This is a genomic window from Baekduia alba (genome assembly GCF_028416635.1).
GTDB lineage: Bacteria > Actinomycetota > Thermoleophilia > Solirubrobacterales > Solirubrobacteraceae > Baekduia > Baekduia alba.
On the sequence record NZ_CP114013.1, the window covers coordinates 1,961,446 to 1,984,333 of the forward strand.

A 22,888-nucleotide genomic window follows, 5' to 3' on the forward strand; every position below is an offset into this window, starting at 1 on the left:
AAAGGTCGGCTAACCGAACAGGTCCTCTTCGCGACCACGGACGAGCGCCTGGACCCCCGGGCCGTCGTCGCCGGCCGGCAGCACGTGGCGCTCCAGGCCCGTGACGACCACCGCGGGCTCGCCCGCGTCCTTGCCTCCGCGGGCCAGATCGGCGGCCGCGGCTGCCTGGTCGGCGATCGCGATCCACGTGGCCCGCAGCGCGCGGCCGTGCGCGTCGGTCCGGCCGCGCCAGTCCTCGAGCGGCGCCAGGCCGGCGATCCCGACCGCGACGTCGCACTGGCCGTGGCGCCAGGCGCGGCCGAAGGAGTCGGCGATCAACACCGCGGGGGACCCGGCGCCCAGCCGCCCCAGGGCGCCGCGCAGGGCCCGCGCGCTGGCGTCCGGGTCGACGGGCAAGAGGATCAGCTCGTCGGCGGCGGCCGCGTTGGACGCGTCCACGCCCGCGTTGGCGCACACGAAGCCGTGGTGGGTGCGGGAGATCAGGACGCCGTGCTCGGCGCGCACCACCTCGGCGCTCTCGCGCAGGATGACCTCGACCTGGCGCGGGTCCTTGCCGAGCTGCGCCGCGAGCGTCAGGGCGCGCTCGCCGGGCACGACGTCGCGCAGCGCGACCACGCGGCCCTCGGCCTTGGACACCACCTTGTGGGCGACCACCAGCACAGCTCCGGGCGCGAACCCGCCGGCGCCGTGGGCGCCGGCGATCAGCGCCGCGAGGTCGTCGCCCGCGCGCACCTCCGGCAGGCCCGCGAGGGCCCGCGCGGTGACCAGGGTCATCCGGCGCCGCCGCCCACGCGGCTGAACCGCGCGAGCAGCCCCCGCGTGTGCGACGCGCCGCCGCGCACGTCCTCCAGCGCCGTGCGAAGCGCCGCGAGGTCCTCGACCGTGTCGACGTCGAGGCCGAGCGTCGGGACGTCGATCGCCGCGACCGTCGCGCCGGCCTCGCGCGCGAGCCGCTCGTGGCGCTCGCGCGAGCCGGGGCCGAAGGCGGGCTGGATCGCGTCGGGCGGGGTCAGCAGCAGCGCGTTGGTCCCGGTGCCGTGGCGGTCGGGCACGACGACGACGTCCGGGGTCTCGACGCCGTCGGCGTCGGCCAGGAGCGCGTCGACCTCGGCCGGGTCCAGGGCCGGGCAGTCGCCGGGGACGAGCAGGACGCGGGTCGCGCCGCGCTCGATCGCGGCGTCCACGCCGCGCACGGCCGCGGAGCTGTGGCCGGCGTCCTCGGGGTCGTCGACGACCGCGGCCGCGTCGTAGCCCGCGGCGAGCGCGACGGCCATCGTCTCGCCGCTGACGACGAGCACCTCGTCGACGCGCTTGGACCGGCGCAGCGCGATCAGGACGTCGGTGACCATCGCCTCGGCCAGGGCGCGGCGCGTGCCGTCGGAGAGGTCGTTGTCCAGCCGCTGCTTGGCGGCGCCGAAGCGCTTGACGGGCAGGATGGCGACCGTGTGGTGGCCGCGGCGGCGCGGGGCCGGCGCCATCAGCGCAGGCCCTCCGCGAAGGCCAGGACCTCGGTCGCCACGCGCCGGCGGGCGTCGGGGTCGCCGAGCAGCGTGTCGGCGCGCAGCGTCGGGATCGCCAGCGCGTCGAGCGGCTCGTCGGCGACGAGGCCGTCGAGGAGGTCGCCGTAGAAGCTCGCGATGCCGGACGCGTCCAACGACACGCCCGCCCACTGCAGGAACGGCTCGGTCGGGCCCTTGACGACCTGGCCGCCGACGATGGGCGAGACGCCGACGACGGGCGCCGGCGCGTCGCGCAGGGCCTCGGCCATGCCGGGCACGGCGAGGATGGGGCCGATCGAGATCACCGGGTTGGAGGGTCCCACGATGATCGCCCGCGCGTTGGCCAGGGCGCTCGCGGCCTCCGGCGTCACGCTCGCGTCGGCGGCGCCGTCGTAGCGCACGTCGGCGATCGGCGGCGCGGCGCGCTCGCGGACCATGAACTCCTGGAACGGGATCCAGCGGTCCTCGGAGAGGACGCTCGTGCGGACCGGCTCGTCGGCCATGGGGAGGACGGTCGCCGCGACGCCGAGGGCCGCGACCAGCTCGGCGATCGCGTCCGTGAGGCGCGTGCCGCCGGCCAGCAGCTCGGCGCGGCGGACGCCGTAGGCGAGGTCGCGGTCGCCGAGGTTGAACCAGATGTCGACGCCGAGCTCGCGCAGGCCGTCCATGACGTGGAACGTGTCGCCGGCCAGGCCCCAGCCGCGCTCGTCGATGCGGTCGGCGAGCCAGAACGTCACGAGATCGGGGTCGGGCGCGACGTAGGCGCCGTACATCTCGACGTCGTCGCCGGTGTTGGCGATCACGACGAGGTCGTCGCCGGCCACGTCGGCCATCCCGCGCGCGAGCTTCGCGCCACCGGTGCCGCCGGCCAGCACGACCACCGGAGAACGGGAGTCGAAGTCCATGCGGCGGGTGACGATAACGTGCCGCCGGTGAGCACCACCGAGATCCACGAGCACGCGTTCGTCGCGGAGGGGCTTCTGCTCACCGACGTGCGCGGCTCATTGCCCCATCGCGTGCTGTCCACGCCGGGCATGATCGGGATGATGGAGCACGCGGCGACGACGCTCGCGACGTCCCACATCGCGCCCGGGACGACGACCGTCGGCTTCGAGGTCTGCGTCAAGCACGTGGCCGGCGCGGTCGAGGGTGCGCACTGCGTCGCGCGGGCCGTGTTGAAGGAGATCGTCGAGGACCGCAAGCTGCGCTTCGACGTCGAGGTGGTCGACGGCGAACGGACGATCGGCGTCGGGACGCACGAGCGGCGCGTCGTCGGCGCCGTCGAGTAGGCGCGGGCGGTCGTCACGCCGCCGGCGGCAGCGCGCCCGCCGCGCGCAGCCGCGGCACCACCATGTGCTCGATCGGCGGCGCGAGGCCGATGCTGCCGTCGTCGGCCGGCCACCAGCGCATCGATGCGATCTCGGCCGCCGGCGCCGGCGTGCCGTCCAGCGACGCCGTGTAGACGACGAGGTGCATCGGCACGCGTTCCAGCGTCGCCTCGGCGAAGACGTCGGTGAAGCGCACCGGATCGACGACGGCGACGCCCAGCTCCTCGTCGACCTCCCGGATCAAGGCCTCCAACTCGGTCTCGCCCGCGTCCGGCTTGCCGCCCGGGAGGTAGTGGACCTCCGGCGCCGCGTGCTTGGCGACCACCAGCAGCCGGCCGTCGTCGCCCACCACCGCGCAGGCGACGACCCGCAACGGATCGGCGTCGGGCTCAGCGCCCACTGAACTCCGGCTGGCGCTTCTCGGCGAACGCCCGCGTGCCCTCGGCGAAGTCCTCGGAGCGCGCGCACAGCTCCTGGGCGGCGACCTCGAGCTCCAGCGTCGCCGACAGGTTCGGCTTGGCGACCGTGTCGAGGATGCGCTTGGCGTACGCCACGGCGCGCGGCGCGCACGCGAGCAGCTCGGTGACGAGCTGGTCGGTGGCCGCGTCCAGCTCGTCGGCCGGCGCGACCCGGTTGACCAGGCCGATCCGCTCGGCCTCGGTGCCGTCGATGATCTTCGAGGCCATGATCATCTCCTTGGCCCGGCCGAGCCCGACGACGCTCGGCAGCCGCGACGACCCGCCGACGTCCGGGACCAGGCCGACGCGCGTCTCGACCAGCCCGATCACGGCGTCGCTCGCCATGACCCGCAGGTCGGCCGCGAGCGCCAGCTCCATCGCCCCGCCGAGGCACGCGCCGTGGATCTGGGCGATCGTCGGCTTCGGCATCTCCTCGAGCAGGTTCCAGGTCTCGAGGATCGGCCGGCGCGAGGCGCGCAGCCGCTCCGGCTGGCCTGAGAGCGCGCCGAGGAAGCCGACGTCCATGCCGGACGAGAACATCGGGCCGGCGCCCCGGACGACCACGCACTGCACGGCGTCGTCGTCGGCGGCGGCGTGCAGGGCCTCGCGCAGCCCCAGCACCAGCTCGTCGTTGAACGCGTTGCGCTTCTGGGGCCGGTTCAGCACCACATGGCGGACCGCGCCACGGTCCTCGGTCTCCACGATCGACATGCCCGCACTGTACGGAGCGGTTCATTAGGGTGCCGCGCCATGGCCGAGATCAAGAAGGTTGGAATCGTCGGGTGCGGGCTCATGGGTCACGGGATCGCACAGGTCGTCGCGACCGCCGGCTACGAGGTCGTCGTCCGCGAGGTGGACGACGCGACCCTTCAGAAGGGCCTGGGCAAGATCCAGAAGCAGCTCGCCCGCGCTGTCGAGAAGGGCAAGTCGACGCAGGACGCCGCCGACGCGATCCTCGGGCGCCTGACCGGCACCACCGACTACGCCGACCTGGCCGACAGCGACCTCGTCATCGAGGCGATCACCGAGAACCTGGCGCTCAAGCTGGAGCTGTGGAAGGCGCTCGACGCGATCGTCAAGCCCGACGCGCTCTTCGCGACCAACACGTCGTCGCTGGCCGTCATCGACCAGGCCGCCTCGACGTCGCGGCCCACGCAGTTCGCCGGCCTGCACTTCTTCAACCCGGCGCAGATCATGAAGCTCGTCGAGGTCGTCCGCGGCGTCACGACGACCGACGCGACGTTCGCCGCCGTCCTGGGCTTCGCGGAGTCGCTGCAGGGCAAGATCGCGATCCCGACCAAGGACAAGGCCGGGTTCATCGTCAACCGCCTGCTCGTCCCCTACATGCTGGACGCGATGCGCGCCTACGAGGAGGGCGTGGGGTCGATCAGCGAGATCGACGCCGCGATGAAGGCCGGCGCCGGCCATCCGATGGGCCCGCTGACGCTCGCCGACCTCGTCGGCAACGACACCACCGGCGCGATCTGCGACGTGCTCTTCGACGAGTTCCGCGAGCGCCGCTTCGCGCAGCCGCCGATCCTGCGCAAGATGCTGTCGGCCGGCTGGTACGGCCGCAAGGCCGGCATCGGGTTCTACGACTACTCGGGCGACGAGCCGGTCGAGAACCCCGGGTTGGCGCGTTAGCGGCGTCTGACACCGCCGGCTGGGGGATCTGCCGGGAGCGTCCGCGTTTGCGACGCCACCGGTCGGGCACGGCAGGAGGCATGACCGTGACTTCCTCTTCGCATGTTCCCGCCGTCACGCTCAACGACGGCGCGCAGATCCCTCAACTCGGCTTCGGCGTCTTCCAGGTCCCGCAGGAGGACACCGCCGACGTCACCACGCGCGCGCTGCTGGCCGGCTACCGGCACATCGACACCGCCAAGGTCTACCGCAACGAGGCCGGCGTCGGGCAGGCGATCCACGCCGCCGGGCTCCAGCGCGAGGACGTCTACGTCACGACCAAGCTCTGGAACGACGACCAGGGTCACGACTCGGCCAAGCGCGCGCTGCGCGCGTCGCTGGACCGGCTGGAGATGCCGCACGTCGACCTGTACCTGATCCACTGGCCGGCGCCGGCCAACGACAAGTACGTCGAGACGTGGAAGGCGCTCGTCGAGCTCCAGCAGGACGGCCTGACGCGCTCGATCGGCGTCTCGAACTTCAAGCAGCCGCACCTGGAGCGGATCATCGCCGAGACCGGCGTGGTGCCCGTCGTCAACCAGATCGAGCTGCACCCCTACCTCCAGCAGGAGGGGCTGCGGCGCGAGCACGCCGAGCACGGGATCGTGACCGAGGCATGGTCGCCGCTGGCCCAGGGCGCGGTGCTGGACGACCCGGCGATCGTCGAGATCGCCGAGCGCCACGGCGTGACGACCGGCCAGGTCGTGATCCGCTGGCACCTGCAGCTGGGCAACGTCGTCATCCCGAAGTCGGTGACGCAGGAGCGGATCGAGCAGAACTTCGACGTCTTCGGCTTCACGCTGACCGACGACGACATGGCGACGATCCAGGCCCTCGACCGCGGCGAGCGGATCGGCCCGGATCCGGACGGCGTCAGCTAGCGCCGGGGCAGGATCGCGGTGACCGCTGGCGAAGGGCGCGGCGTGGCCGCGCCCTCCTCGCTGCTGGACGCCCTGCGCCCGAAGCCGTTCCGCGGTGACGTGATCGCCGCGGGCGTCGTCGTGCTGACGACGCTGGTGTGGGTGGTCGCGACGCGCTTCGACGACGCGTGGAGCGACGGCGTGCACCTGGCTTACGGGCTGGCGGCGCTGGCGTTCGTGCTGCTGCTGGCCGTGCAGGCGCCCATCGAGGGCGACGCGCCGCGCGCCTACCAGTCGGTGCTGTACGTCGCGAGCGTGGCGCTCTGGATCAAGGTGGTGGTGTCGCTCGCCGACGTGGCGGGCGGGCACGCGACCGCCGCCGGGACCGCGACGTGGGGACTCACGGCGATCGCCGTCTTCGCGTTGGCCTTCGCGACGCGGCGCAACAGCGCGGTGTGCACGCTGATCGGCGCGCTGGCCGCCGGCGGCGCCGTCCTGGCCGCCGTGCAGTGGATCTGGGACCCGGACGGCTTCGGGACCGACCGCTGGGTGCTGCTGGCGTTGATGGTCGTCTACGGCTTCGCGGCGATCGGCCAGCGCGACCGGCGCCTGCGGCACGGCGTGGCGCTGATCGACGCCGCCGGGCTGTCGGTCCTCGCGATCTCCGGCTCGTTCATCTTGTTCCCGCTGTTCATCGACTTCGGCAGCGCCGACCACGTCACCGGCGTGGCCTGGGGCTGGGAGCTCCTGACGGTCGCCGCCGGCTTCGGCCTGATCGCCTACAGCTCGGTCGACCGCCAACCGGGTCCGGCCTACCTCGGCGTGCTCAACCTCATCTTCTTCGCGATCATCACGTCCCTCGGCGTGTCGGCCGCAGGCGCGACCCTCGTCGGCTGGCCGATCGCGCTGGCCCTCGCGGCCACGGCCCTCCTCGTCATCGGCCTCCGCCCGACCACACCGGCGCCACCACCACCCGACGTCGACGCACCGACGCCACCACCGCTGCCGCTGCGCTGACGGGGCGCGGCAGCTCCGCCGCCTCCTCAAGCTCAAGTAAGCTTCAAGACCATGTCCACGCTCCTGCCCATCGGCGAAGTCGCGAAGCGGTCCGGTGTCGCCGCCTCCGCGCTCCGGTTCTACGAGGAGCGTGGGCTGATCGAGTCCGAGCGGGCCGGAGGTGGGCAGCGGCGCTACCCGCGGCCGGTGCTGCGGCGGATCGCGTTCATCGTGTTCGCCCAGAAGTTCGGGCTGACGCTCGACGAGATCGGCCAGGAGCTCGCCAAGCTGCCGCCGGACCGGGCGCCGACGCGCAACGACTGGTCGCGGCTCTCGTCGGGCTGGTCGGACCGGATCGACGAGCGGATCGCCGAGCTGGAGCGGCTCAAGGCCGGGCTGACCGAGTGCATCGGCTGCGGCTGCCTCTCGCTGGACCGCTGCATGCTCTCCAACCCCGACGATCGCGCCAGCCGCTTCGGCCCCGGCCCGCGCTACTGGGTCGGGGACCAGCCGGCGCGCGCCGCGAGTTTGGTGGGCTAGCGCCCCGGGATGATCCGAAGCGCTGCGCGGTCGACCGACTGCGACGCGCCGTCCGTCGCCGTCAGCGTCACCGCGTACGTCGCGGCCTTGAGCTTGCCGAGCGGGATCTGCTTGCGTCCCGGCGTGCGGAACGTGAGCTTGCGCGTCGCGACCGTCTTGGTCCCGCACTTGACCCGGACGCTCACGACCGCCGGCGCCGTCAGCACGATCCGCAGGACCGTGGCCCGGGCCGTGCGGCCGGTCAGCTTGGTGGCCGCGAACGACGCGGTGACCGCGGGGACGAGGACGCGCCCGTCGGCGCCCGGCGTGCCGGCCGGACCACCAGGACCGCCCGGACCCGTGGAACCGGAAGAACCCGCGGCGCCGTCAGCGCCGTCGGCGCCGGCGAGCCCGTTCGCGCCCGGCAGCCCGGTCGCGCCGGCCGGACCCGCGGGGCCGGCCGCGTCCGGGATCCGCGCCCGCAGGCGGTTGGTCGCCGAGTCGGCGAAGAGCAGGGAGCCGTCCGGGAGGTCGATCGCCGCGCGCGGCGCGTTGAGCGCCGCCAGGCTCGCGGGACCCGCGTCGCCGCACAGCAGCGTCGGGGTCGCGCACGCCGCGCCGGAGCCGGCCAGCGTCGTGATCGTCCCGCTCGCGCTCACGCGCCGGACCCGGTTGGAGCCGGTGTCGGCGATCAGGAAGCCGCTGCCCGACGCATCGGCCGTGACGGACGCGGGCGCGTTGAGCAGCGCCAGCCCGGCCGGGCCGTAGTCCCCGCACAACGCGCCGGCCGTGGCGCACGCGGTGCCGGTGCCGGCGACGGTGGTGATCGTCCCGGCGCCGTCGACCCGGCGGATCTTGTTGGCCACCGTGTCGGCGACGAGGAAGCCGCCGCCCGCGACCGCGGACACGTCCTGCGGCGCGTTGATCGTTGCCAGCAGCGCCGGCGAGCCGTCGCCGGTCGAGGTGGCGGCGCCGGAGCCGGCGACGGTGGCGATCGTGCCGCCGCTGACCTGGCGGATGCGGTTGTTGGTGGTGTCGGCGATCAGGACCGCGCCGCCCGCCGTGACGCCGAGACCGCTCGGGGTGTTCAGCGTCGCAAGCGTCGCGGCGGTGCCGTCGCCGCTGAAGTTGGCGGTGCCGGTCCCCGCGAAGGTGGTGATGGTGCCGCTCGCGTCGACGCGGCGGATGCGGTTGCCGGCCGTGTCGGCGATGTAGTAGGTGACCCCATCGGGCGCGACCGCGACGTCGCGCGGCGCGTTGACCTGGGCCAGCAGCGCCGGCCCGGTGTCGCCCGCGCTGCCGGCCACGCCGCTGCCGGCGACGGTGGTGATGGTGCCGTCGACCGCGATCTTGCGGACGCGGTTGTTGCCGGTGTCGGCGACGAGCACCGAGCCGTCGGCGAGCCGCGCGATGCCGCGCGGGCCGTTGAGCTGCGCGGCCGCGGCGAAGGAGCCGTCGCCGACGGCACCGGCCGTGCCGGTCCCCGCCCGCGTCAACAGCAGGTCGGCCTGCGCGGCCGAGGGCGCGAGCAGCGGCAGCGCGGCGAAGGCGGCGACGAGCGCGAGATGGCGTGGGCCCACGGTGAGCATGCACCGGTGGTCGGCACCATCCGCCTCGAACACCTGTCCAATTGCGCCAACTTTGGAGGTTCGCGGGCCAAAGCTCCCGCGAACCGCCCAATCTTGGCGCGTTACTACCCGTTCAACGGGTCTCCGCCGGAGATGCCCGTCGAGGCCGAGGGCGCCTCGGGGGCGGCCGGCGGGGCCGTCGTGGCCGGCGCGGGCGGCAGCCCGGCGCCGCCGACCGGACTGGCCAGGGAGCCGCCGTCCGGGTCGGTGAACGGCGGCCAGTCCTCGGTCAGCAGCGTGAGGTAGGCGTAGCTGCGCTGCTGGTAGGACAGGCCGAGCACGATCATGTCCTGCAGGCCCTTGGGCTGCTTGCCCATGACCACGATCACGAACCAGGCCAGGAACGCCCCGACCTCCCAGACGATCTGCATCGCGTAGGCGATGATCAGCACCGGGATCGCCAAGATGATGCGGAACAGCGTCTTGAGCCGGTTGTACTCCGCCTTGGGCGGCGGGATCTTGAGCCGCGCCGGGTAGTTGTCCGTGTCGCCGCTGAACGGCGGGTACTCGTCGGTCAGCAGCGCGACGTAGCCGTACACCGCGGTCGAGTACCGCTGCAGGCCGGCGACGAACGAGTAGAGCGCCGGCGGGTAGTGGCCGGTGATGACGATGGCGAACCACGCGAACACGATGGCGAAGAACGCCAGGATCCCCCACACGTAGAGCACGATGAAGTGCGGGATGGCGAGGATGCCGCGGAAGAAGGTCGTCAAGCGCGAGCGCTTCTCGACGTACTCCGCTTCGAAGACGGGCTGATCGGTCACGCGGCGAGCCTAAACCGCGTGCAGGCGGAAGGGAAGGGCGTCAGCCGCCGGCTGACGTGCCGGCGTCCGCCATGCGGACGAACACGTCCAGCGCGCCCGGGTTGGCGAGCGAGTCGCGCGACGCCGCCTGCTCGGCCGGCTGGCCCATCAGGATGCGCTTGACCGGCACCTCCAGCGCCTTGCCGCTCAGCGTGCGCGGGACCTCGGCGATCTGCACGACCTCGTTGGGCACGTGCCGCGGCGAGCAGTCCTCGCGGACGCGCCGCTTGATCGCGGCGACCAGGTCGTCGTTCATCGTGACGCCGTCGCGCAACACCACGAACAACGGCATCCAGCCCTCGTCGAAGCCCTCGCGGCCGGGGACGTCGACGACCAGCGCGTCGACGATCGCGTCGTCGGCGAGCACCGCGCGGTAGATCTCCGCGGTCCCCATCCGGATCCCGCCGCGGTTGATGGTGGAGTCGCTGCGGCCCGAGATGATGGCCGTGCCGCGCTCGGTGATCTCGATCCAGTCGCCGTGGCGCCAGACGCCGGGGTAGTGCTCGAAGTAGGACTCGCGCAGGCGCGCGCCGTCCGGATCGCCCCAGAAGAAGATCGGCATCGACGGCATCGGCTCGGTGATCACCAGCTCGCCGACCGCGCCGACCAGCGCGTGGCCGTCGGGGTCCCAGGACTCGACCTTGGCGCCGAGCGCGCGCGCCTGGAGCTCGCCGCGGTAGACGGGCAGCGTCGGGACGCCGCCGACGAACGCGCTGACGACGTCTGTCCCGCCGCTGGTCGAGAACAGCCACGTATCGGCCCCGACGTGGTCGTAGACCCACTGGAAGCCCTCGGGCGCCAGGGGCGAGCCCGTCGAGCCGACCGCCTTCAGCGCGCTCAGGTCGCGGTCGCCGCCGCCCGGCTCGACGCCGGCCTTCATGCACGAGGCGATGAACGCCGCGCTCGTCCCGAAGGTCGTCACGCCCGCCTCGGCCGCCAGGTCCCACAGGCGGTCGAGCGATGGCGTGCCGGGGTTGCCGTCGTAGAGGACGATCGACGCCGGGGTCAGCAGCACGCCGACCAGGAAGTTCCACATCATCCAGCCGGTCGTCGTGAACCAGAGCACGCGGTCGCCGTCCTGGGCGTCCAGGTGCAGGTGCATCAACTTGAGGTGCTCCAGCAGCACGCCGCCCTGGCCGTGCACGATCGGCTTGGGCAGCCCCGTGGTTCCCGACGAGTACAACACCCACAACGGGTGGTCGAAGGGGAGCTGGGCGAAGTCCAGCGGCTCCTGCTGCTTGATCAGCTCGCGCCAGCCGACGACGTCGTCGAGCACGGTCTCGCCCTCCGCGCCCAGGTAGTCGAACAGCACGACGTGCTCCAGCGACGGGATCTCCCGCCGCAGGCCGGCGACGACGTCGCGGCGGTCGAAGTCCTTGCCGCCGTAGCGGTAGCCGTCGACGGCGATCAGCACCTTCGGCTCGATCTGCGCGAAGCGGTCGACGACCGAGCGCGCGCCGAAGTCCGGCGAGCACGACGACCACGTCGCGCCCAGCGACGCGCAGGCCAGGAACGCCGCGACCGCCTCCGGGATGTTGGGGATGTAGGCGACGACGCGGTCGCCCGGCTCCACGCCCAGGAACTTCAGGCCGGTCGCGATCCGCGCGACGAGGTCGCGCAGCTCGCCCCAGGTCATCCAGTCCAGCTCGCGCAGCTCGGAGGCGTGCTGGAGCGCGATCGCGCTGTCGACGTTGCCGGCCAGGACGTGCTCGGCGTAGTTGAGCTGGGCGCCCGGGAACCACGCGGCGCCCGGCATCGCGCGCGAGCCGGTCACCGCGTCGTACGGGGTCGAGGCCTTCACCGCGAAGAACTCCCAGATCGCCGACCAGAAGCCGTCGAGGTCGTCGACCGACCAGCGCCAGAGCGCGTCGTAGGAGCCGGTCACGTCGACGCCGCGCGTCGCCGCCACCCAGCGGGCGAACCGCGTGATCGACGCCTGCTCGATCCGCTCCTCGGTCGGCGCCCACAGCACGGTCGGCTCGTCGCTGGGCATCGAGACGCACTCTTGCACACCCCAAGGGGCCAATTCAGGACGCCGCTGAGCTCACTTTCAGCGTCGCGTTCATGCCCGCCGCCTCGTGGTTGACCGGCGTGGTCAGGGTGCAGAAGACGCGGTAGGTCCCGGGCTTGAGCGTGAGCGTCCGCGTCGCGTTGGCCCCGGCGGCGGTGAGGGGGAAGTCGACGGTCGCGTCGTCGTGGTCGGTCGGGACGACGCGCAGGTTGTGGTCGTCCTCGCCCTGGTTGATGAGCTGGACCACGACCGCGCCGGCGGCGACGGCGGGGCGGGACAGGCGGGCGCTGTAGCCGCCGCGGTCGTCGAGCGTCACGCCGACGGCCTGGACGGTGGGCGGCACGTTCGGGAGCGGCGTGGTCGTCGTGGGCGCGGTGATCGTCGGGGTCGTCGCGGTGGGTGGGCCGCCGCTCGCCGCCCCGCCCGCGGCGCCGCCCGCTCCGGTCCCGGTGAGCGGCGCCAGCTCCGCGCCGAGCGCCTCGGCCGGCACCCAGCCCGCACCCGCGCCGATCTTCACGGCCCGGACGCGCGCGGTCGCCTTGCGCCTGGCCTTCGCGCGCGTCGCCGCGGCTTGGGGCTTGGCCTTGGCCTTGGCCTCGGCGTCGGCGCTCCCGGCCGCGCCCACGCCGGCGCCCGCCGCGCCGCCGAGGGCGGCGATCGCCATCAGCGCGAGCGGTCTGCCTGTGGACATAGACATGCCGCGGCATCCATCGACGCCCGGCGCGCGGACCTCAAGTCCAGGACCGATAGCGTCCACGCTTCCATGGACGCCACCACGCTCGCCCTTGCCGGCGCCGCCGAGCAGGCCCGACTGATCCGCGCCAAGGAGGTGTCGTCCCGCGAGGTCGTGGAGGCGACGCTCGCCCGGATCGCGCAGCTCGACCCCACGTTGAACGCGTTCCGCGTGGTCTTGGTCGAGCGTGCGCTCGTCGAGGCCCAGCAGGCCGACGGCCGCGCCGGCGCCGGCGACGCCTCCCGGCCGCTGCTCGGCGTGCCGGTCGCGATCAAGGACGATGTCGACGTCGCGGGCGAGGCCACCGCCTGGGGCACGGCCGCGCACGCCGGCCCCGTGGCGCAGGACGCCGAGGCCGTCCGTCGGCTGCGCGCCGCCGGGGCGGTGATCGTCGGCAAGACGCTCGTGCCCGAGCTGACGATGCTCCCGGCGACCGACACCACCACCTTCGGCTCGACGCGCAACCCGTGGGACCTGAGCCGCACGCCCGGCGGGTCGTCCGGAGGCAGCGCGGCCGCGATGGCCGCGGGCCTGGCCGGCGTCGCGCTGGGCTCCGACGGCGCGGGCTCGATCCGCACGCCGTCGGCGTGGACCGGGCTCTTCGGCCTCAAGCCCACGCGCGACCGCGTGCCGGTCGCGCCGCACGACGACGCGTGGCAGGGCCTGTCGGTCAACGGGCCGCTGGCCCGGCGGGTCGCCGACGCGGCGCTCTTCCTGGACGCGACGATCGACGGCGGCGGCTTCGCGGACGCCGCGGCGCGCGAGCCGCGCCCGCTGCGCGTCGCGGTCTCGACCAAGGCGATGCCCGGCGCGCTGCCGTTCCTGGGCAACGAGGAGAAGCGCGCCGTCCACGCGACCGGTGAGCTGCTGCGCTCGCTCGGCCACGAGGTCGTCGAGCGCGACCCCGACTACCCCAAGTCGCTGTACCCCGCGGGCTTGGTCCGCGTCCTGCGCGGCGTGGGCGACGACGTCGGCGCCGCCATGCCGCACCCCGAGCGGCTGGAGACCCGGACGCGGCGCGTCGCCGCGATCGGGGCGGCGCTGCCCGCCGGGCTCGTGCGCTGGGCGCGCCAGGCCGAGGCCGTGCAGACCGCGCAACTGCTGCGGCTGTGGGACGACGTGGACGTGCTGGTCACGCCGTGCGCCGCGAACGGTCCGTACCGCGCCGGTGCCGTCGGGCGCTGGGGCACGCCGCAGTACCTCGCGCGCGGCGCCGAGCGGCTGAGCTGGATGCCGGCCTGGAACGTGACCGGCCAGCCGGCGGCCGCGGTGCCCGCGGGGCTCGACGACGACGGCCTGCCGGTCGGCGTGCAGCTCGTCGGGCGCCACGGCGACGACGCGTTGCTGGTCTCCTTGTCGGCGCAGGTCGAGACGGCGCAACCGTGGATCGGGCGCCGGCCGGGCGGGATCGCCTGATGGCCGGCGACGACCTCCTGGACGTCGCGGTCGAGTGCGCGCGCACGGCCGGCGCGCTGCTGCTCGAGCGCTTCGGCAGCGAGCGGGTGCTGGCCACCAAGTCGACCTCGACCGATCTCGTCAGCGCGGCCGACCTCGCGGCCGAGGCGGCGATCCGCGACATCCTGGCCCGCCGCGCGCCCGACGACGCGATCATGGGCGAGGAGGGCGACGACACGCCGGGGACGTCCGGCCGGCGCTGGGTCGTCGACCCGCTCGACGGCACGGTGAACTTCTTGTACGGGTTGCCGCAGTGGTGCGTGAGCATCGCGTGCGAGGGGCTCGCGGCGGCCGTGTACGACCCGACGCGCGACGAGCTGTTCACCGCGACCGCCGACGGGCCGGCGCACTGCAATGGCATGGCCTTGAGCCCGTCGCCGCCGGACGACCTGGCGCACGCGCTGGTCGCCACGGGCTTCGGCTACGACACCCGCCGCCGCGAGCTGCAGGCCGAGGTGGTCGCGCGCGTCGCGCCGGCCGCGCGTGACATCCGCCGCGGCGGCTCGGCGGCGCTGGACCTGGCATGGACGGCGGCGGGGCGGCTGGACGCCTACTACGAGCGCGGGGTCAACCTGTGGGACGTCGCCGCGGGCGAGCTGCTCTGCGCCCGGGCGGGCCTGGTCGTCGAGCGGCTGGAGCCGGCCGGCGAGCTGCCGTGGGGCGCGTTCGCCGCGGCGCCGCCGATCGCGCCCGAGCTGCGCGCGCTGGTGGCGTGAGCGCGCTCGCCTAGACGCGGTGCGTCACGCGCTCCGGCTGGAGCGTGAGCTGGACGCGCGTCTCGGCGTCGGTGTGGCCGGGGTAGACGTCGGCGTCCATGTACTTCTTGGCCAGCGCGTCGATGCCGGCGTCGCCGTCGGCCTGCGAGTCGCCGACGAGCTTGGCGGTCACCGAGACGAACTCATAGGGGTTGCTCGCGTTGGCCCAGCTCAGCGTCGCGCGGCCGGCCTTGCGCAGCAGGCGCGGCCAGGTGCGGCCCTCGGCGGAGTTGACGCCGATGTTGCCGTCGGCGTCGATGCCGGCCCAGATCACGACGCTGAGGATCGTGCCGTCCTCGCGCGGCACGGAGAGATGGGCGTAGTTCTTGTCGGCGACAATGGCGCGGGCGGCGCCCTCGAGGGTCGTGGTGATGGCCATGTGCGGTTCGGTCTCCAGGGTCGGATCAGCGCGATGGTTGCGTGCGCAATCTAGCGGAGCCTACGCGCGACCGGCCTCGGCGACGAGCGGCGCGGTCCGATAGGCGATCGGCTGCGACAGCGCGATGTAGCTCGTCGAGCGCCGGATGGCGTTGTTGGACAACAAGCGGTTGACGATCTCCTGGAGGTGCTCGGTGTCGCGCGCGACGATGCGGCAGAGCAGGTCCGAGGGCCCGCTGGTCGCCGTCGCCTCGAGGCACTCCGGCGTGCCCGCCAGCACGGCCACGGCCTCCTTCAGGCGGCCCTGAGCGATCTGGAGGAAGACGAACGCGAGGACGTGGTACCCCAACTTGCCGGGGTCGATCTCCGGGCCGTGCCCGCGGATCACGCCGCGGTCCTCGAGCTTGGCCAGGCGCGCCTGCACGGTCCCGCGCGCGACGCCGAGGCGGCGCGACGCCTCCATCAGGCCCAGTCGCGGCTCGTCGCGCAGCAGCGCGATGAGGCGGGCGTCGAGCTCGTCGATATCACTGGTCATGATGCACAGAGGTTACGGCTAAGAGCTGGACGTTGTTGAGCAGAACGACCGGTTCCACTGTGCGGTGTTGCCAGCGTGAAGCCGTGGTGGTCTCCTAAGACCATGTTCGAAGAGGCCCAGCTCTACTCACCGGTGACGCAGGGTGCCGACGGCAAGGTCGAGGTCCACCTCGGCGAGGATCACCCGGGGTTCCACGACCCGGCCTACCGCGCACGGCGCAACGAGATCGCGGCGGGCGCGATGGCGTGGACGGAGGGCGCGCCGGTGCCGCGGGTCGCCTACCTCGAGGCCGAGGACGGGATCTGGGCGACGGTCTCGCGCGAGCTGCACGTCAAGCACGAGAAGTACGCGTGCGCGGAGTACCTGATGGCCAAGGCGGCGCTGGGGCTCCCGGAGGACCGCGTGCCGCAGTTGGACGAGGTCACCGCGCGCCTGCAGCCGCTCACCGGCTGGTCCTACTGGCCGGCGCCAGGCCTGGTCGAGCTGCGCGAGTTCTACGGGTCCTTGGGCGACCGCGTGTTCCACTCGACCCAGTACGTCCGCCATCCCTCCGAGCCGCTCTACACGCCGGAGCCCGACGTCATCCACGAGGTCATCGGCCACGGCAACATGCTGGCCTCGCCGCGGTTCGCGGGCCTGAAGCAGGCGGCGGGAGAGGCCGCCCAGCGCGTCGAGACCGCCGAGGCGCTCCAGGCGATCGCCGACGTCTTCTGGTTCACGCTGGAGTTCGGCGTCGTCTGGGAAGGCCGCGACCTGAAGGTCTACGGCGCCGGCATCCTGTCGTCCTACGGCGAGATCGAGGAGTTCCGCCAGATGGAGATCCGGCCGCTGGACTTCGCCGAGATGGCGAGCATCGACTACGACATCACCAAGTACCAGCCGGTCCTCTACGCGGCCGCCTCGATGGACGAGTTGGAGGACCGCGTCGGCACCTTCTTCCGCGAGGCCGACGACGACACGCCGGCCCGGCTGGCGGCCGCGACGGGGGCGACGCCCGCGCGCTGATCGCCGCGCAGTACCCGGGGTGGGATTCGAACCCACACGCCCTTGCGGGCAGAGAATTTTGAGTCCTCCGTGTCTACCGTTCCACCACCCGGGCGGGAGGTGGGACGGAGTTTAGGCCGCCGCGGCGTGGGCGGGCGCGCGCTCGACCTCGACGTTCCAGGCCTGGTTGAAGGCGCGCATCGCGAAGGCGATGAGGAGGACCTGGACGGGGATGATCAGCGCGGTCACGAAGCCGAGGACGCCGGCGTCGATCGCGGGCTGGGCGAAGCCGGTGTCGTCGCGCTCGATCCAGCCGGGGACGGCGACGGCGGCGAAGATCAGGAGCAGGATCGCGAGCGCCGCGGCGACGGGGAGGACGCCCCGGTTCCAGCGCGACACGTAGAAGGCCATGATCAAGTACACCAGGATGTACGCGACCTGGACGGGCTTGGCGCCGGCCAGCGCATCCCATCCGCCGACGGTCACGATGAGCATCAGCGCGACGCTCACCAGCAGCAGCAGCAGCACCACGGCCTTGGTCGCCTTGGACGACGCCTTGGCCCGGTTCGGGTGCTCGATGACGACCTCGTTCTCCTCCATCCCGCGCCGACCATACAATTCCTCGCGGTCGCGCGCGACGGTCGCATCCGTCGCCGCACCGGATGCGGGCGTGGCGGAATTGGTAGACGCGCGAGGTTTAGGTCCTCGTGGCCCTTGGCCGTGGGGGTTCGAGTCCCTCCGCCCGCATCACAGCCTGCGCACCATGACGTGGAGCCCGACCAGCCCGTGGGCCGGGCTCGCGAAGGCCTCCGGGACGGTGCCGACGATCGTGAAGCCGAGCGCCTGCCAGAGGGCGACGGCGGGCGTGTTGGAGGCGACGACCGCGTTGAACTGGATCGCGCGGAAGCCGGCGGCGGTGGCCCAGGCGATCGCGTCCTCGCCGAGCGCCCGGCCGACGCCAAGGCCGCGGGCCGCCGTGTCGACCATGAAGCTCGCGGTCGCGACGTGCGCGCCGTTGCCGCCGCGGTTGGCGCCCATCTTCGCGGTGCCGAGCACGGCGCCGTCGTCGTCGACCGCCACGACGACGCGCCCGGGCGGCGGCTCCATCCACAGCGCGCGACCCTCGTCGTAGGTCGTCTCGACGTCGTAGGCGTAGGTCTCGCCCTCGCGCACGATCGCCGCGAAGACGGGCCAGATCGCGGACCAGTCGGCCGCCGTCGCGTCGCGGATCTCCATGGTCGCCCATCGTACGAACGACCGACCGGCGCGGCGGCTAAGGTGCCGCCGTGCTCGCGCGCCGTCTCGTCCCGATCGTCGCCGCCATCGCCGCCACCGCCGCGCTCGCCGCCGGCGCGCCCGCCGCCAGCGCGCTCTCCGGCCTCGACCCGTTCACGACGCCGTCCGGCCACATCGCATGCATGTACCAGCACCTGCCGGGCGAGCGGCCGGGCCTGCGCTGCGACGTCGACGACGTCGCCCGGGCCGCGCCGCGGCCCAAGTCCTGTGACTTGGACTACGGCTCGTCGTTCGGCCTCTCCCAGACCGGCCGCGCGCGGCGGCTGTGCGTGGGAGACACGGTCCGCGACCCCAAGGCCAAGGCCCTGGCCTACGGCAAGACCAAGCACTACGGCCCGTTCACCTGCACCTCGCGGACGACCGAGCTGCGCTGCACGACGAAGGCCGGGCACGGCTTCGAGCTGTCGCGCACGCGCCAGCGGTTGTTCTAGGCGGTCAGCGTGAACCAGACGGTCGTGCCGGCGCCCGCCGTCCCGCGGCCCCACAGCCGGCCGCCGTGGCGCGCCGCGATCCGGGAGGCGAGCGCCAGTCCCGCGCCGGTTCCGGGGTGCTCCTCGCGGCCGTGCAGGCGGCCGAAGATCGCGAGCGCCTGCGCGGGCAGGTCGCCGTCGACGCCGATGCCGTCGTCGCGCACGCAGTAGGCGCGGGCGTCGGCGTCCCACAGCAGCTCGACCCGGCGCGCGCCGAACTTCACGGCGTTGTCGAGCAGCTCCTCCAGCAGCCGGCGCGTGAGCGCCTGGTCGGCACGGCAGCGCGGCAGGTCGCCGACGACCCACGTCACGGTGGCCCGCGGCGCGAGCACCGCGTCGATCAGCTCCCGGGCCAGCGCGCCCGGGTCGAGGTCGCGCACGTCGAGCGCCACGCGCGTCACGCGCACGATGTCCACGAGGTCGTCGAGCAGGTCGGCGACCTCGCTGCCGGCGTCGCGCACGAGCTCCAGGTAGCGCCGGGTGTCGTCGGGCAGGACGCCGCGCTCGTCGGCCAGCAGGATCTGCGAGAACCCGTCGATCGCGCGCAGCGGCGCGCGCAGGTCATGCGCGAGCGCGGCCGCCACGGCGTCGAGCTCACGCTCGGGGTCGACACGATCCGGAGCCATGTAGTGCTCGACTAGCTACCTTTCGGCGGCGTGTCGGAAACGCAGCGATCGATCGTGGTGGTGGAAGACCACCCGACCGTGCGCGAGGGGTTGTGCCTCGTGCTGGAGCGGGAGGGCTTCTCCGTGCTCGCCCGCGTTGGGACCGCCGAGGAGGGGCATGCCGCGATCGTGACCGCCAGACCCGACGTCGCGCTGGTCGACGTCGACCTCCCGGACGGGAGCGGCGTCGAGCTGACGCGCCGGCTGCTGCGCCGCGACCGCCGCCTCGGCGTCCTGCTGTACACGGGCATGGACGACCCGAAGGTGCTCGAGGACGCGCTGGCCAGCGGCGCGCGCGGCTTCACGCTGAAGACCTCCGACGCGAGCACGATGCTCAACGCGGTCCGGGCGGTCGCCGCCGGCGGCAGCTTCGTCGACCCCGGCGTTCGGGCGCTGATCGCCGCCGCGAACCCCGGCGAGACCCCGCGCATCCGCCTGCTCACCGTCCGCGAGCGCGAGGTCCTGGAGCGGCTGGCCGACGGCCGATCGGTCGACGAGATCGCGACCGACCTCGTCCTGTCGACCGAGACCATCCGCACCCACGTCCGCAACGCGATGGGCAAGCTCGAGACCCGCACCCGCGCCCACGCGATCGTCGTGGCGCTGCGCCGCGGGGAGCTGGCGCTGTAGAAGCGGGGGACCGAGGAATCGAACCTCGAGTTACGGTTTTGGAGACCGTCGTGTTACCACTACACCAGTCCCCCAGCGGGGCGTCATTGTAGGCGACGGTCAGCTCAGGCCGGCGGCTGCCCGGACGTGCGTGGCGTCGCTCTCCGGGTCCTCGGTGGTGATCGCCAGGCGATCCCAGTCGCCGCCGGAGGTCTCGATCACGAGTGCCGGTTGGTGGGCGTAGAGCGCCGCGAACGTGCGCTCGCCGCCGCGCAGCGTGCGGAAGCGGCCGAACTTCAGGCGGCGCGGGACGCCGGCGCCGCCGACGCGGAAGCCGAGGTCGAGGTCGTCGCCCAGGCCGTCGGCGACGGTGCTGACCGCCGTGATGTCGCGGAGCGGGACGGACACCTGGCGGGCGAGGCCCATCACGGCCTCGAGGCCGGTCAGGGAGACGACGACGCGCTCGCCATCGACGAGGAGGGATGCCATGGCCATCATCTCTAGCAGGGTCCGCGCGCGGGCCGGGTCGATCGCGGTGCATTGGTGGGGAACGCACCGGTGTCCCATCACGGTCCGCAAGCGGCGTTTCTCCAGCCACTGAGTTGGACAGACCAGCGGCATGAGGGTCGGGTTGGTCTTGGGCGCCGGAGGGGTCGTCGGCGCCGCCTGGTTGATCGGAGCGCTGGAAGCGCTCGCTGCCGAGACGGGCTGGGACCCGTCGTCGGCCGAGTACGTCGCGCCGAGCGCGGTCATGGCCGGCTGGCTGCCCCGCGGGTTCGTCTCGACCCAGCCGATCACCGACCTCGTCGACACGTTCGTCGCCGGCGACTGGCCCGACCACCCCAACTACTGGGCGGTCGCCGCGGACTACCGCGACGGCGGCCGCACGGTCTTCGGCCGCGAGGACGCGCCGCGCGCGACGGTCGGCCAGGCGGTCGCGGCGTCCTGCGCGATCCCGGGCTTCTACCACCCGGTCGCGATCGCCGGACGGCGCTACGTGGACGGCGGCGTGTGCTCGCTGTCGAACCTGGACCTGCTCGCCGACCGCGGCCTGGACCTCGTGATCTGCCTGAACCCGACGTCGTCGCTGGCCGAGGCGATGGGCGGGACGCCGGCCGAGCGCGTCGGCGCGGGGATGCGGGCGATGTCCGGCCGCCGGCTCGGCCACGAGGCGCGCAAGCTACGCGACGGCGGCACCGAGCTGCTGCTGCTCCAGCCCACCAAAGAGGACGTCGCCGGGATGGGGCTGAACCTGATGGCGCGCGGGCGGCGCGTCGAGGTGATGGAGCGGGCGCGCAAGACGACGGCGCTCGCGCTGCGCGAGCTGCGCGGGACCGACCAGCTGATGCCGGTCCGCAACCGGCGCCGGCGGCGCGCGAGGGCGCGACCGCGTCCGGTGGCGTCCGCGCGGCGGCGCGCGGCCTGAACGAAGGTCGAGGCGGTCGACACCCCGGTTGTCAGCGCGTCGGGCGCGGGCTAACGTTGCGCCCGCGTCCGAGGAGGCGCACCCGAACGGATTCTGAGAGTGCTGCCATGAAGCGCGTGCTGTCCCGCCACACGGTCGTGGCCCTGCTGGTCCTGGTGACGTCGAGCCTCGGTGGCCTGAGCCTCGCCGTCGTGGCGTTCGGCCAGGCCGGCGGCGACCCCGACGCGACGGTCCCGACCGGCGACTACACCGGGACGACGCCGTCGACCCAGCCCCTGTCGGGTTACACGACGCCGACGACCACGACCCAGACGCAGACCGTCGTCACGCCGACGACGACCACGGGCACGCAGACCACGCCGACCGAGACCGGCCAGGCGTTGCCGACGACGACGAACGGCACCAAGCCGTCGCGGACGCACGGCAGCACGACGGTCCCCAACCGCGGCGGCGAGCTGCCGTCGCGATCGACGGGGTCGGCGCCGACGAAGCTGGCGTTCACCGGCGGCGAGCCGATCGTCATCGGCGCGTTCGGCGCCATGTTGGTGCTCTCGGGCCTGGCGCTGCATCGGCGCCGGCGCGCGGCGCGCGGCTAGTTCGGTTAGGCGGTCGTGCCAGGCGCGGCCGCGCCGCGGGGCGTGGCGCGCTCGAGCCGCGCGACCGCCACGATCCGCTGCGCCGCGCTGTAGAGCGGGTGGCAGGCGGTGAGGACGAGGCGCTGGCGGCCGACAGCCTGGAGCGCGGAGACGTCCTGGGGCTTGACGATCCGCAGGCCCTCGACGCGGTAGACGAACCGGCCGTAGGGCATGGTGACGGTGATGGCGTCGCCGCGCTTGAGCGCGTCGATGTGCCGGAACGGCGCGCCGTAGGTCGTGCGGTGGCCGGCGAGGCCGGTCGTCCCGGGCTCGCCGGGCAGCGCGGTGCCGGCGTAGTGGCCGGGGCCCTTGCGCAGGCTGGACGCGCGCGTGCCCTGCACGATCACGTAGCGCGCGTGGATCGCGGCGATCCGCAGCTTGCCGAGCGGGTGGCCGGCGGTGGTGCGCGTGTCGAGCGTGCGAGCCAGCGCGCGCATCCGCTGCTGCGGGGACGTGACGGTCGCGGCGCTCGCGCCGGCGGCGTCGGCGGCCCGGGGCGAGGCATAGGCCGCGTCGAGCTGTCGGAGGTCCTGGTCGAGCGCGCGCTGCTCGCGCGCCGACCACAGCGCCGAGACCGGCTCCTGCCAGACGACGGTCGCGACGGCGTCGCCGACGGCGAAGGCTCCGGCGACGACGAGCAGCGCCGGCAGGCCGGGGCGCAGGGCGCGCAGGCGCGCGGTGCGGGGGACGGGGGAGGCGTCGGCGGCGGGCGCCGCGGGCTCGCGCTCACGCTCGGCGGGCCCGGGCCCGGGCCCGCGCTCGGCGCCCACGCGCGCTCGCAGCGCGGCCACCTCGGCGCCCAGCGCCGCGACGCGCACGGCCAGGCCGTCCACGCGCGCGCGCACCGCCGGGTCCGGGCCCACCGCCGCGCCCGGCTCCAGCCACCACGCGCCGTCGCCGACGGCCAGGTGCAGCGGGATCTCGAAGGCCACGCCGAACGGCGCGTCGGCGGCCACGACGGGCGTCCCGGGCACCGCGGCGATCCGGCGCCAGCTGGCGCCGTCGGCGATCAGCAGCGTCGGCGGGGCGGTCGCCGCGCCGCGGGCACGGCCGAGCAGGCGGACGCGGGCATACCCCGGTCCGCCGCCTGCGTACTCCGCCTGTGCGACGTCCAACGTCATGACGATCCGGCGGCCATCCGGGCCGCCCTCCGGCGAGTGTA

The 22,888-nt window shown here is 73.8% G+C and carries 28 protein-coding genes and 3 tRNA genes; 13 read left to right on the top strand and 18 right to left on the bottom strand.

Features of this window, described 5'->3' with window-relative positions:
• Positions 1-9: 9 nt before the first annotated feature.
• The 3 genes from cofE to cofD are packed head-to-tail and all read right to left on the bottom strand — an operon-like array spanning position 10 to position 2,404.
• Entirely contained in the window at positions 10-774 is a 765-nt protein-coding gene (cofE, locus tag DSM104299_RS09710) for a coenzyme F420-0:L-glutamate ligase (RefSeq protein ID WP_272477100.1), read from the bottom strand.
• Positions 771-1,478 carry a 2-phospho-L-lactate guanylyltransferase gene (gene cofC / locus DSM104299_RS09715; protein ID WP_272477101.1) on the bottom strand — a complete coding sequence of 236 codons (708 nt, stop codon included), beginning with the start codon at positions 1,476-1,478 and terminating at the stop codon, positions 771-773. Before cofC ends, cofE begins: the two co-directional genes overlap by 4 nt.
• Positions 1,478-2,404, bottom strand: a complete 927-nt coding sequence (gene cofD, locus DSM104299_RS09720) for a 2-phospho-L-lactate transferase (protein WP_272477102.1) — start codon at positions 2,402-2,404, stop codon at positions 1,478-1,480. The genes cofC and cofD overlap by 1 nt, the downstream gene beginning before the upstream one ends.
• A 27-nt stretch (positions 2,405-2,431) precedes the next feature.
• On the opposite strand from cofD, the gene DSM104299_RS09725 reads away from it, so the two are divergent.
• Positions 2,432-2,788, top strand: a complete 357-nt coding sequence (locus tag DSM104299_RS09725) for a thioesterase family protein (protein WP_272477103.1) — start codon at positions 2,432-2,434, stop codon at positions 2,786-2,788.
• A gap of 13 nt (positions 2,789-2,801) precedes the next feature.
• Here DSM104299_RS09725 and DSM104299_RS09730 read toward each other — a convergent pair whose 3' ends face one another.
• Entirely contained in the window at positions 2,802-3,227 is a 426-nt protein-coding gene (locus DSM104299_RS09730) for an NUDIX hydrolase (RefSeq protein WP_272477104.1), read from the bottom strand.
• On the bottom strand, positions 3,217-3,996 hold the full coding sequence (locus tag DSM104299_RS09735) for an enoyl-CoA hydratase/isomerase family protein (RefSeq protein ID WP_272477105.1): 780 nt from the start codon (positions 3,994-3,996) through the stop codon (positions 3,217-3,219). Before DSM104299_RS09735 ends, DSM104299_RS09730 begins: the two co-directional genes overlap by 11 nt.
• 39 nt (positions 3,997-4,035) lie before the next feature.
• Here DSM104299_RS09735 and DSM104299_RS09740 point away from each other — a divergent pair, with 39 nt between their 5' ends.
• From DSM104299_RS09740 to soxR, 4 genes are all read left to right on the top strand, one after another.
• Complete coding sequence (locus DSM104299_RS09740) at positions 4,036-4,929, top strand: 3-hydroxyacyl-CoA dehydrogenase family protein (protein ID WP_272477106.1); 894 nt, start codon at positions 4,036-4,038, stop codon at positions 4,927-4,929.
• Positions 4,930-5,015: 86 nt separating this feature from the next.
• Positions 5,016-5,849, top strand: a complete 834-nt coding sequence (locus DSM104299_RS09745; RefSeq protein ID WP_272477107.1) for an aldo/keto reductase — start codon at positions 5,016-5,018, stop codon at positions 5,847-5,849.
• 18 nt (positions 5,850-5,867) lie between these two features.
• Complete coding sequence (locus DSM104299_RS09750; RefSeq protein ID WP_272477108.1) at positions 5,868-6,845, top strand: hypothetical protein; 978 nt, start codon at positions 5,868-5,870, stop codon at positions 6,843-6,845.
• Between the two features lie 51 nt (positions 6,846-6,896).
• The gene (gene soxR / locus DSM104299_RS09755; protein WP_272477109.1) at positions 6,897-7,364 is read left to right on the top strand and encodes a redox-sensitive transcriptional activator SoxR; all 468 of its coding nucleotides are present in this window, start codon (positions 6,897-6,899) and stop codon (positions 7,362-7,364) included.
• On the opposite strand, the gene DSM104299_RS09760 is transcribed toward soxR, so the two are convergent.
• The 4 genes from DSM104299_RS09760 to DSM104299_RS09775 form a co-directional block, all read right to left on the bottom strand.
• Positions 7,361-8,932, bottom strand: coding sequence for an NHL repeat-containing protein (locus DSM104299_RS09760; protein WP_272477110.1), 1,572 nt, complete (start codon positions 8,930-8,932; stop codon positions 7,361-7,363). The two genes, soxR and DSM104299_RS09760, sit on opposite strands and share 4 nt — an antisense overlap.
• A 104-nt stretch (positions 8,933-9,036) precedes the next feature.
• Positions 9,037-9,735, bottom strand: coding sequence for a DUF4389 domain-containing protein (locus DSM104299_RS09765; protein WP_272477111.1), 699 nt, complete (start codon positions 9,733-9,735; stop codon positions 9,037-9,039).
• Positions 9,736-9,775: 40 nt separating this feature from the next.
• The gene (locus DSM104299_RS09770) at positions 9,776-11,767 is read right to left on the bottom strand and encodes an acetoacetate--CoA ligase (RefSeq protein ID WP_272477112.1); all 1,992 of its coding nucleotides are present in this window, start codon (positions 11,765-11,767) and stop codon (positions 9,776-9,778) included.
• 34 nt (positions 11,768-11,801) lie between these two features.
• Positions 11,802-12,482, bottom strand: coding sequence for a cupredoxin domain-containing protein (locus DSM104299_RS09775; RefSeq protein WP_272477113.1), 681 nt, complete (start codon positions 12,480-12,482; stop codon positions 11,802-11,804).
• A 66-nt stretch (positions 12,483-12,548) separates the two neighbouring features.
• On the opposite strand from DSM104299_RS09775, the gene DSM104299_RS09780 reads away from it, so the two are divergent.
• Both DSM104299_RS09780 and DSM104299_RS09785 read left to right on the top strand, forming a co-directional pair.
• Complete coding sequence (locus tag DSM104299_RS09780; protein WP_272477114.1) at positions 12,549-13,934, top strand: amidase; 1,386 nt, start codon at positions 12,549-12,551, stop codon at positions 13,932-13,934.
• Complete coding sequence (locus DSM104299_RS09785) at positions 13,901-14,689, top strand: inositol monophosphatase family protein (protein WP_272477115.1); 789 nt, start codon at positions 13,901-13,903, stop codon at positions 14,687-14,689. Before DSM104299_RS09780 ends, DSM104299_RS09785 begins: the two co-directional genes overlap by 34 nt.
• Positions 14,690-14,699: 10 nt before the next feature.
• Here the strand turns inward: DSM104299_RS09785 and DSM104299_RS09790 are convergent, their stop codons facing one another.
• The gene (locus DSM104299_RS09790; protein ID WP_272477116.1) at positions 14,700-15,107 is read right to left on the bottom strand and encodes a pyridoxamine 5'-phosphate oxidase family protein; all 408 of its coding nucleotides are present in this window, start codon (positions 15,105-15,107) and stop codon (positions 14,700-14,702) included.
• Positions 15,108-15,167: 60 nt separating this feature from the next.
• Positions 15,168-15,641, bottom strand: a complete 474-nt coding sequence (locus DSM104299_RS09795; protein ID WP_272477117.1) for an Lrp/AsnC family transcriptional regulator — start codon at positions 15,639-15,641, stop codon at positions 15,168-15,170.
• 102 nt (positions 15,642-15,743) lie between these two features.
• Between DSM104299_RS09795 and DSM104299_RS09800 the strand changes: the two genes are divergently transcribed.
• Entirely contained in the window at positions 15,744-16,646 is a 903-nt protein-coding gene (locus DSM104299_RS09800) for a phenylalanine 4-monooxygenase (protein WP_272477118.1), read from the top strand.
• Positions 16,647-16,657: 11 nt separating this feature from the next.
• Here the strand turns inward: DSM104299_RS09800 and DSM104299_RS09805 are convergent.
• Together DSM104299_RS09805 and DSM104299_RS09810 are read right to left on the bottom strand one after the other, a co-directional pair.
• Positions 16,658-16,740: transfer RNA gene (locus tag DSM104299_RS09805), tRNA-Leu, on the bottom strand.
• Positions 16,741-16,757: 17 nt separating this feature from the next.
• A complete protein-coding gene (locus tag DSM104299_RS09810) occupies positions 16,758-17,225 on the bottom strand; it encodes a hypothetical protein (protein ID WP_272477119.1) in 468 nt (155 codons plus the stop codon).
• Between the two features lie 64 nt (positions 17,226-17,289).
• Here DSM104299_RS09810 and DSM104299_RS09815 point away from each other — a divergent pair.
• A tRNA-Leu gene (locus DSM104299_RS09815) sits at positions 17,290-17,372 on the top strand.
• On the opposite strand, the gene DSM104299_RS09820 is transcribed toward DSM104299_RS09815, so the two are convergent.
• The gene (locus DSM104299_RS09820) at positions 17,373-17,861 is read right to left on the bottom strand and encodes a GNAT family N-acetyltransferase (protein WP_272477120.1); all 489 of its coding nucleotides are present in this window, start codon (positions 17,859-17,861) and stop codon (positions 17,373-17,375) included.
• 50 nt (positions 17,862-17,911) lie between these two features.
• Here DSM104299_RS09820 and DSM104299_RS09825 point away from each other — a divergent pair, with 50 nt between their 5' ends.
• Positions 17,912-18,352, top strand: coding sequence for a DUF6636 domain-containing protein (locus DSM104299_RS09825; protein ID WP_272477121.1), 441 nt, complete (start codon positions 17,912-17,914; stop codon positions 18,350-18,352).
• Here DSM104299_RS09825 and DSM104299_RS09830 read toward each other — a convergent pair.
• A complete protein-coding gene (locus DSM104299_RS09830; RefSeq protein WP_272477122.1) occupies positions 18,349-19,017 on the bottom strand; it encodes a sensor histidine kinase in 669 nt (222 codons plus the stop codon). The genes DSM104299_RS09825 and DSM104299_RS09830 overlap by 4 nt on opposite strands.
• 30 nt (positions 19,018-19,047) lie before the next feature.
• On the opposite strand from DSM104299_RS09830, the gene DSM104299_RS09835 reads away from it, so the two are divergent.
• Positions 19,048-19,686 (top strand): response regulator transcription factor, encoded by a 639-nt coding sequence (locus DSM104299_RS09835; RefSeq protein WP_272477123.1) that lies wholly within the window; start codon positions 19,048-19,050, stop codon positions 19,684-19,686.
• Positions 19,687-19,689: 3 nt separating this feature from the next.
• Here DSM104299_RS09835 and DSM104299_RS09840 read toward each other — a convergent pair.
• Positions 19,690-19,760: transfer RNA gene (locus DSM104299_RS09840), tRNA-Trp, on the bottom strand.
• Positions 19,761-19,785: 25 nt separating this feature from the next.
• Positions 19,786-20,154: a hypothetical protein gene (locus tag DSM104299_RS09845; protein ID WP_272477124.1), complete on the bottom strand. Its 369-nt coding sequence runs from the start codon at positions 20,152-20,154 to the stop codon at positions 19,786-19,788.
• Positions 20,155-20,284: 130 nt separating this feature from the next.
• On the opposite strand from DSM104299_RS09845, the gene DSM104299_RS09850 reads away from it, so the two are divergent.
• Together DSM104299_RS09850 and DSM104299_RS09855 are read left to right on the top strand one after the other, a co-directional pair.
• A complete protein-coding gene (locus tag DSM104299_RS09850; protein ID WP_272477125.1) occupies positions 20,285-21,091 on the top strand; it encodes a patatin-like phospholipase family protein in 807 nt (268 codons plus the stop codon).
• A 107-nt stretch (positions 21,092-21,198) separates the two neighbouring features.
• A complete protein-coding gene (locus DSM104299_RS09855; protein WP_272477126.1) occupies positions 21,199-21,687 on the top strand; it encodes a hypothetical protein in 489 nt (162 codons plus the stop codon).
• Between the two features lie 5 nt (positions 21,688-21,692).
• On the opposite strand, the gene DSM104299_RS09860 is transcribed toward DSM104299_RS09855, so the two are convergent.
• A complete protein-coding gene (locus DSM104299_RS09860; RefSeq protein ID WP_272477127.1) occupies positions 21,693-22,841 on the bottom strand; it encodes a class E sortase in 1,149 nt (382 codons plus the stop codon).
• Between the last annotated feature and the right edge of the window lie 47 nt (positions 22,842-22,888).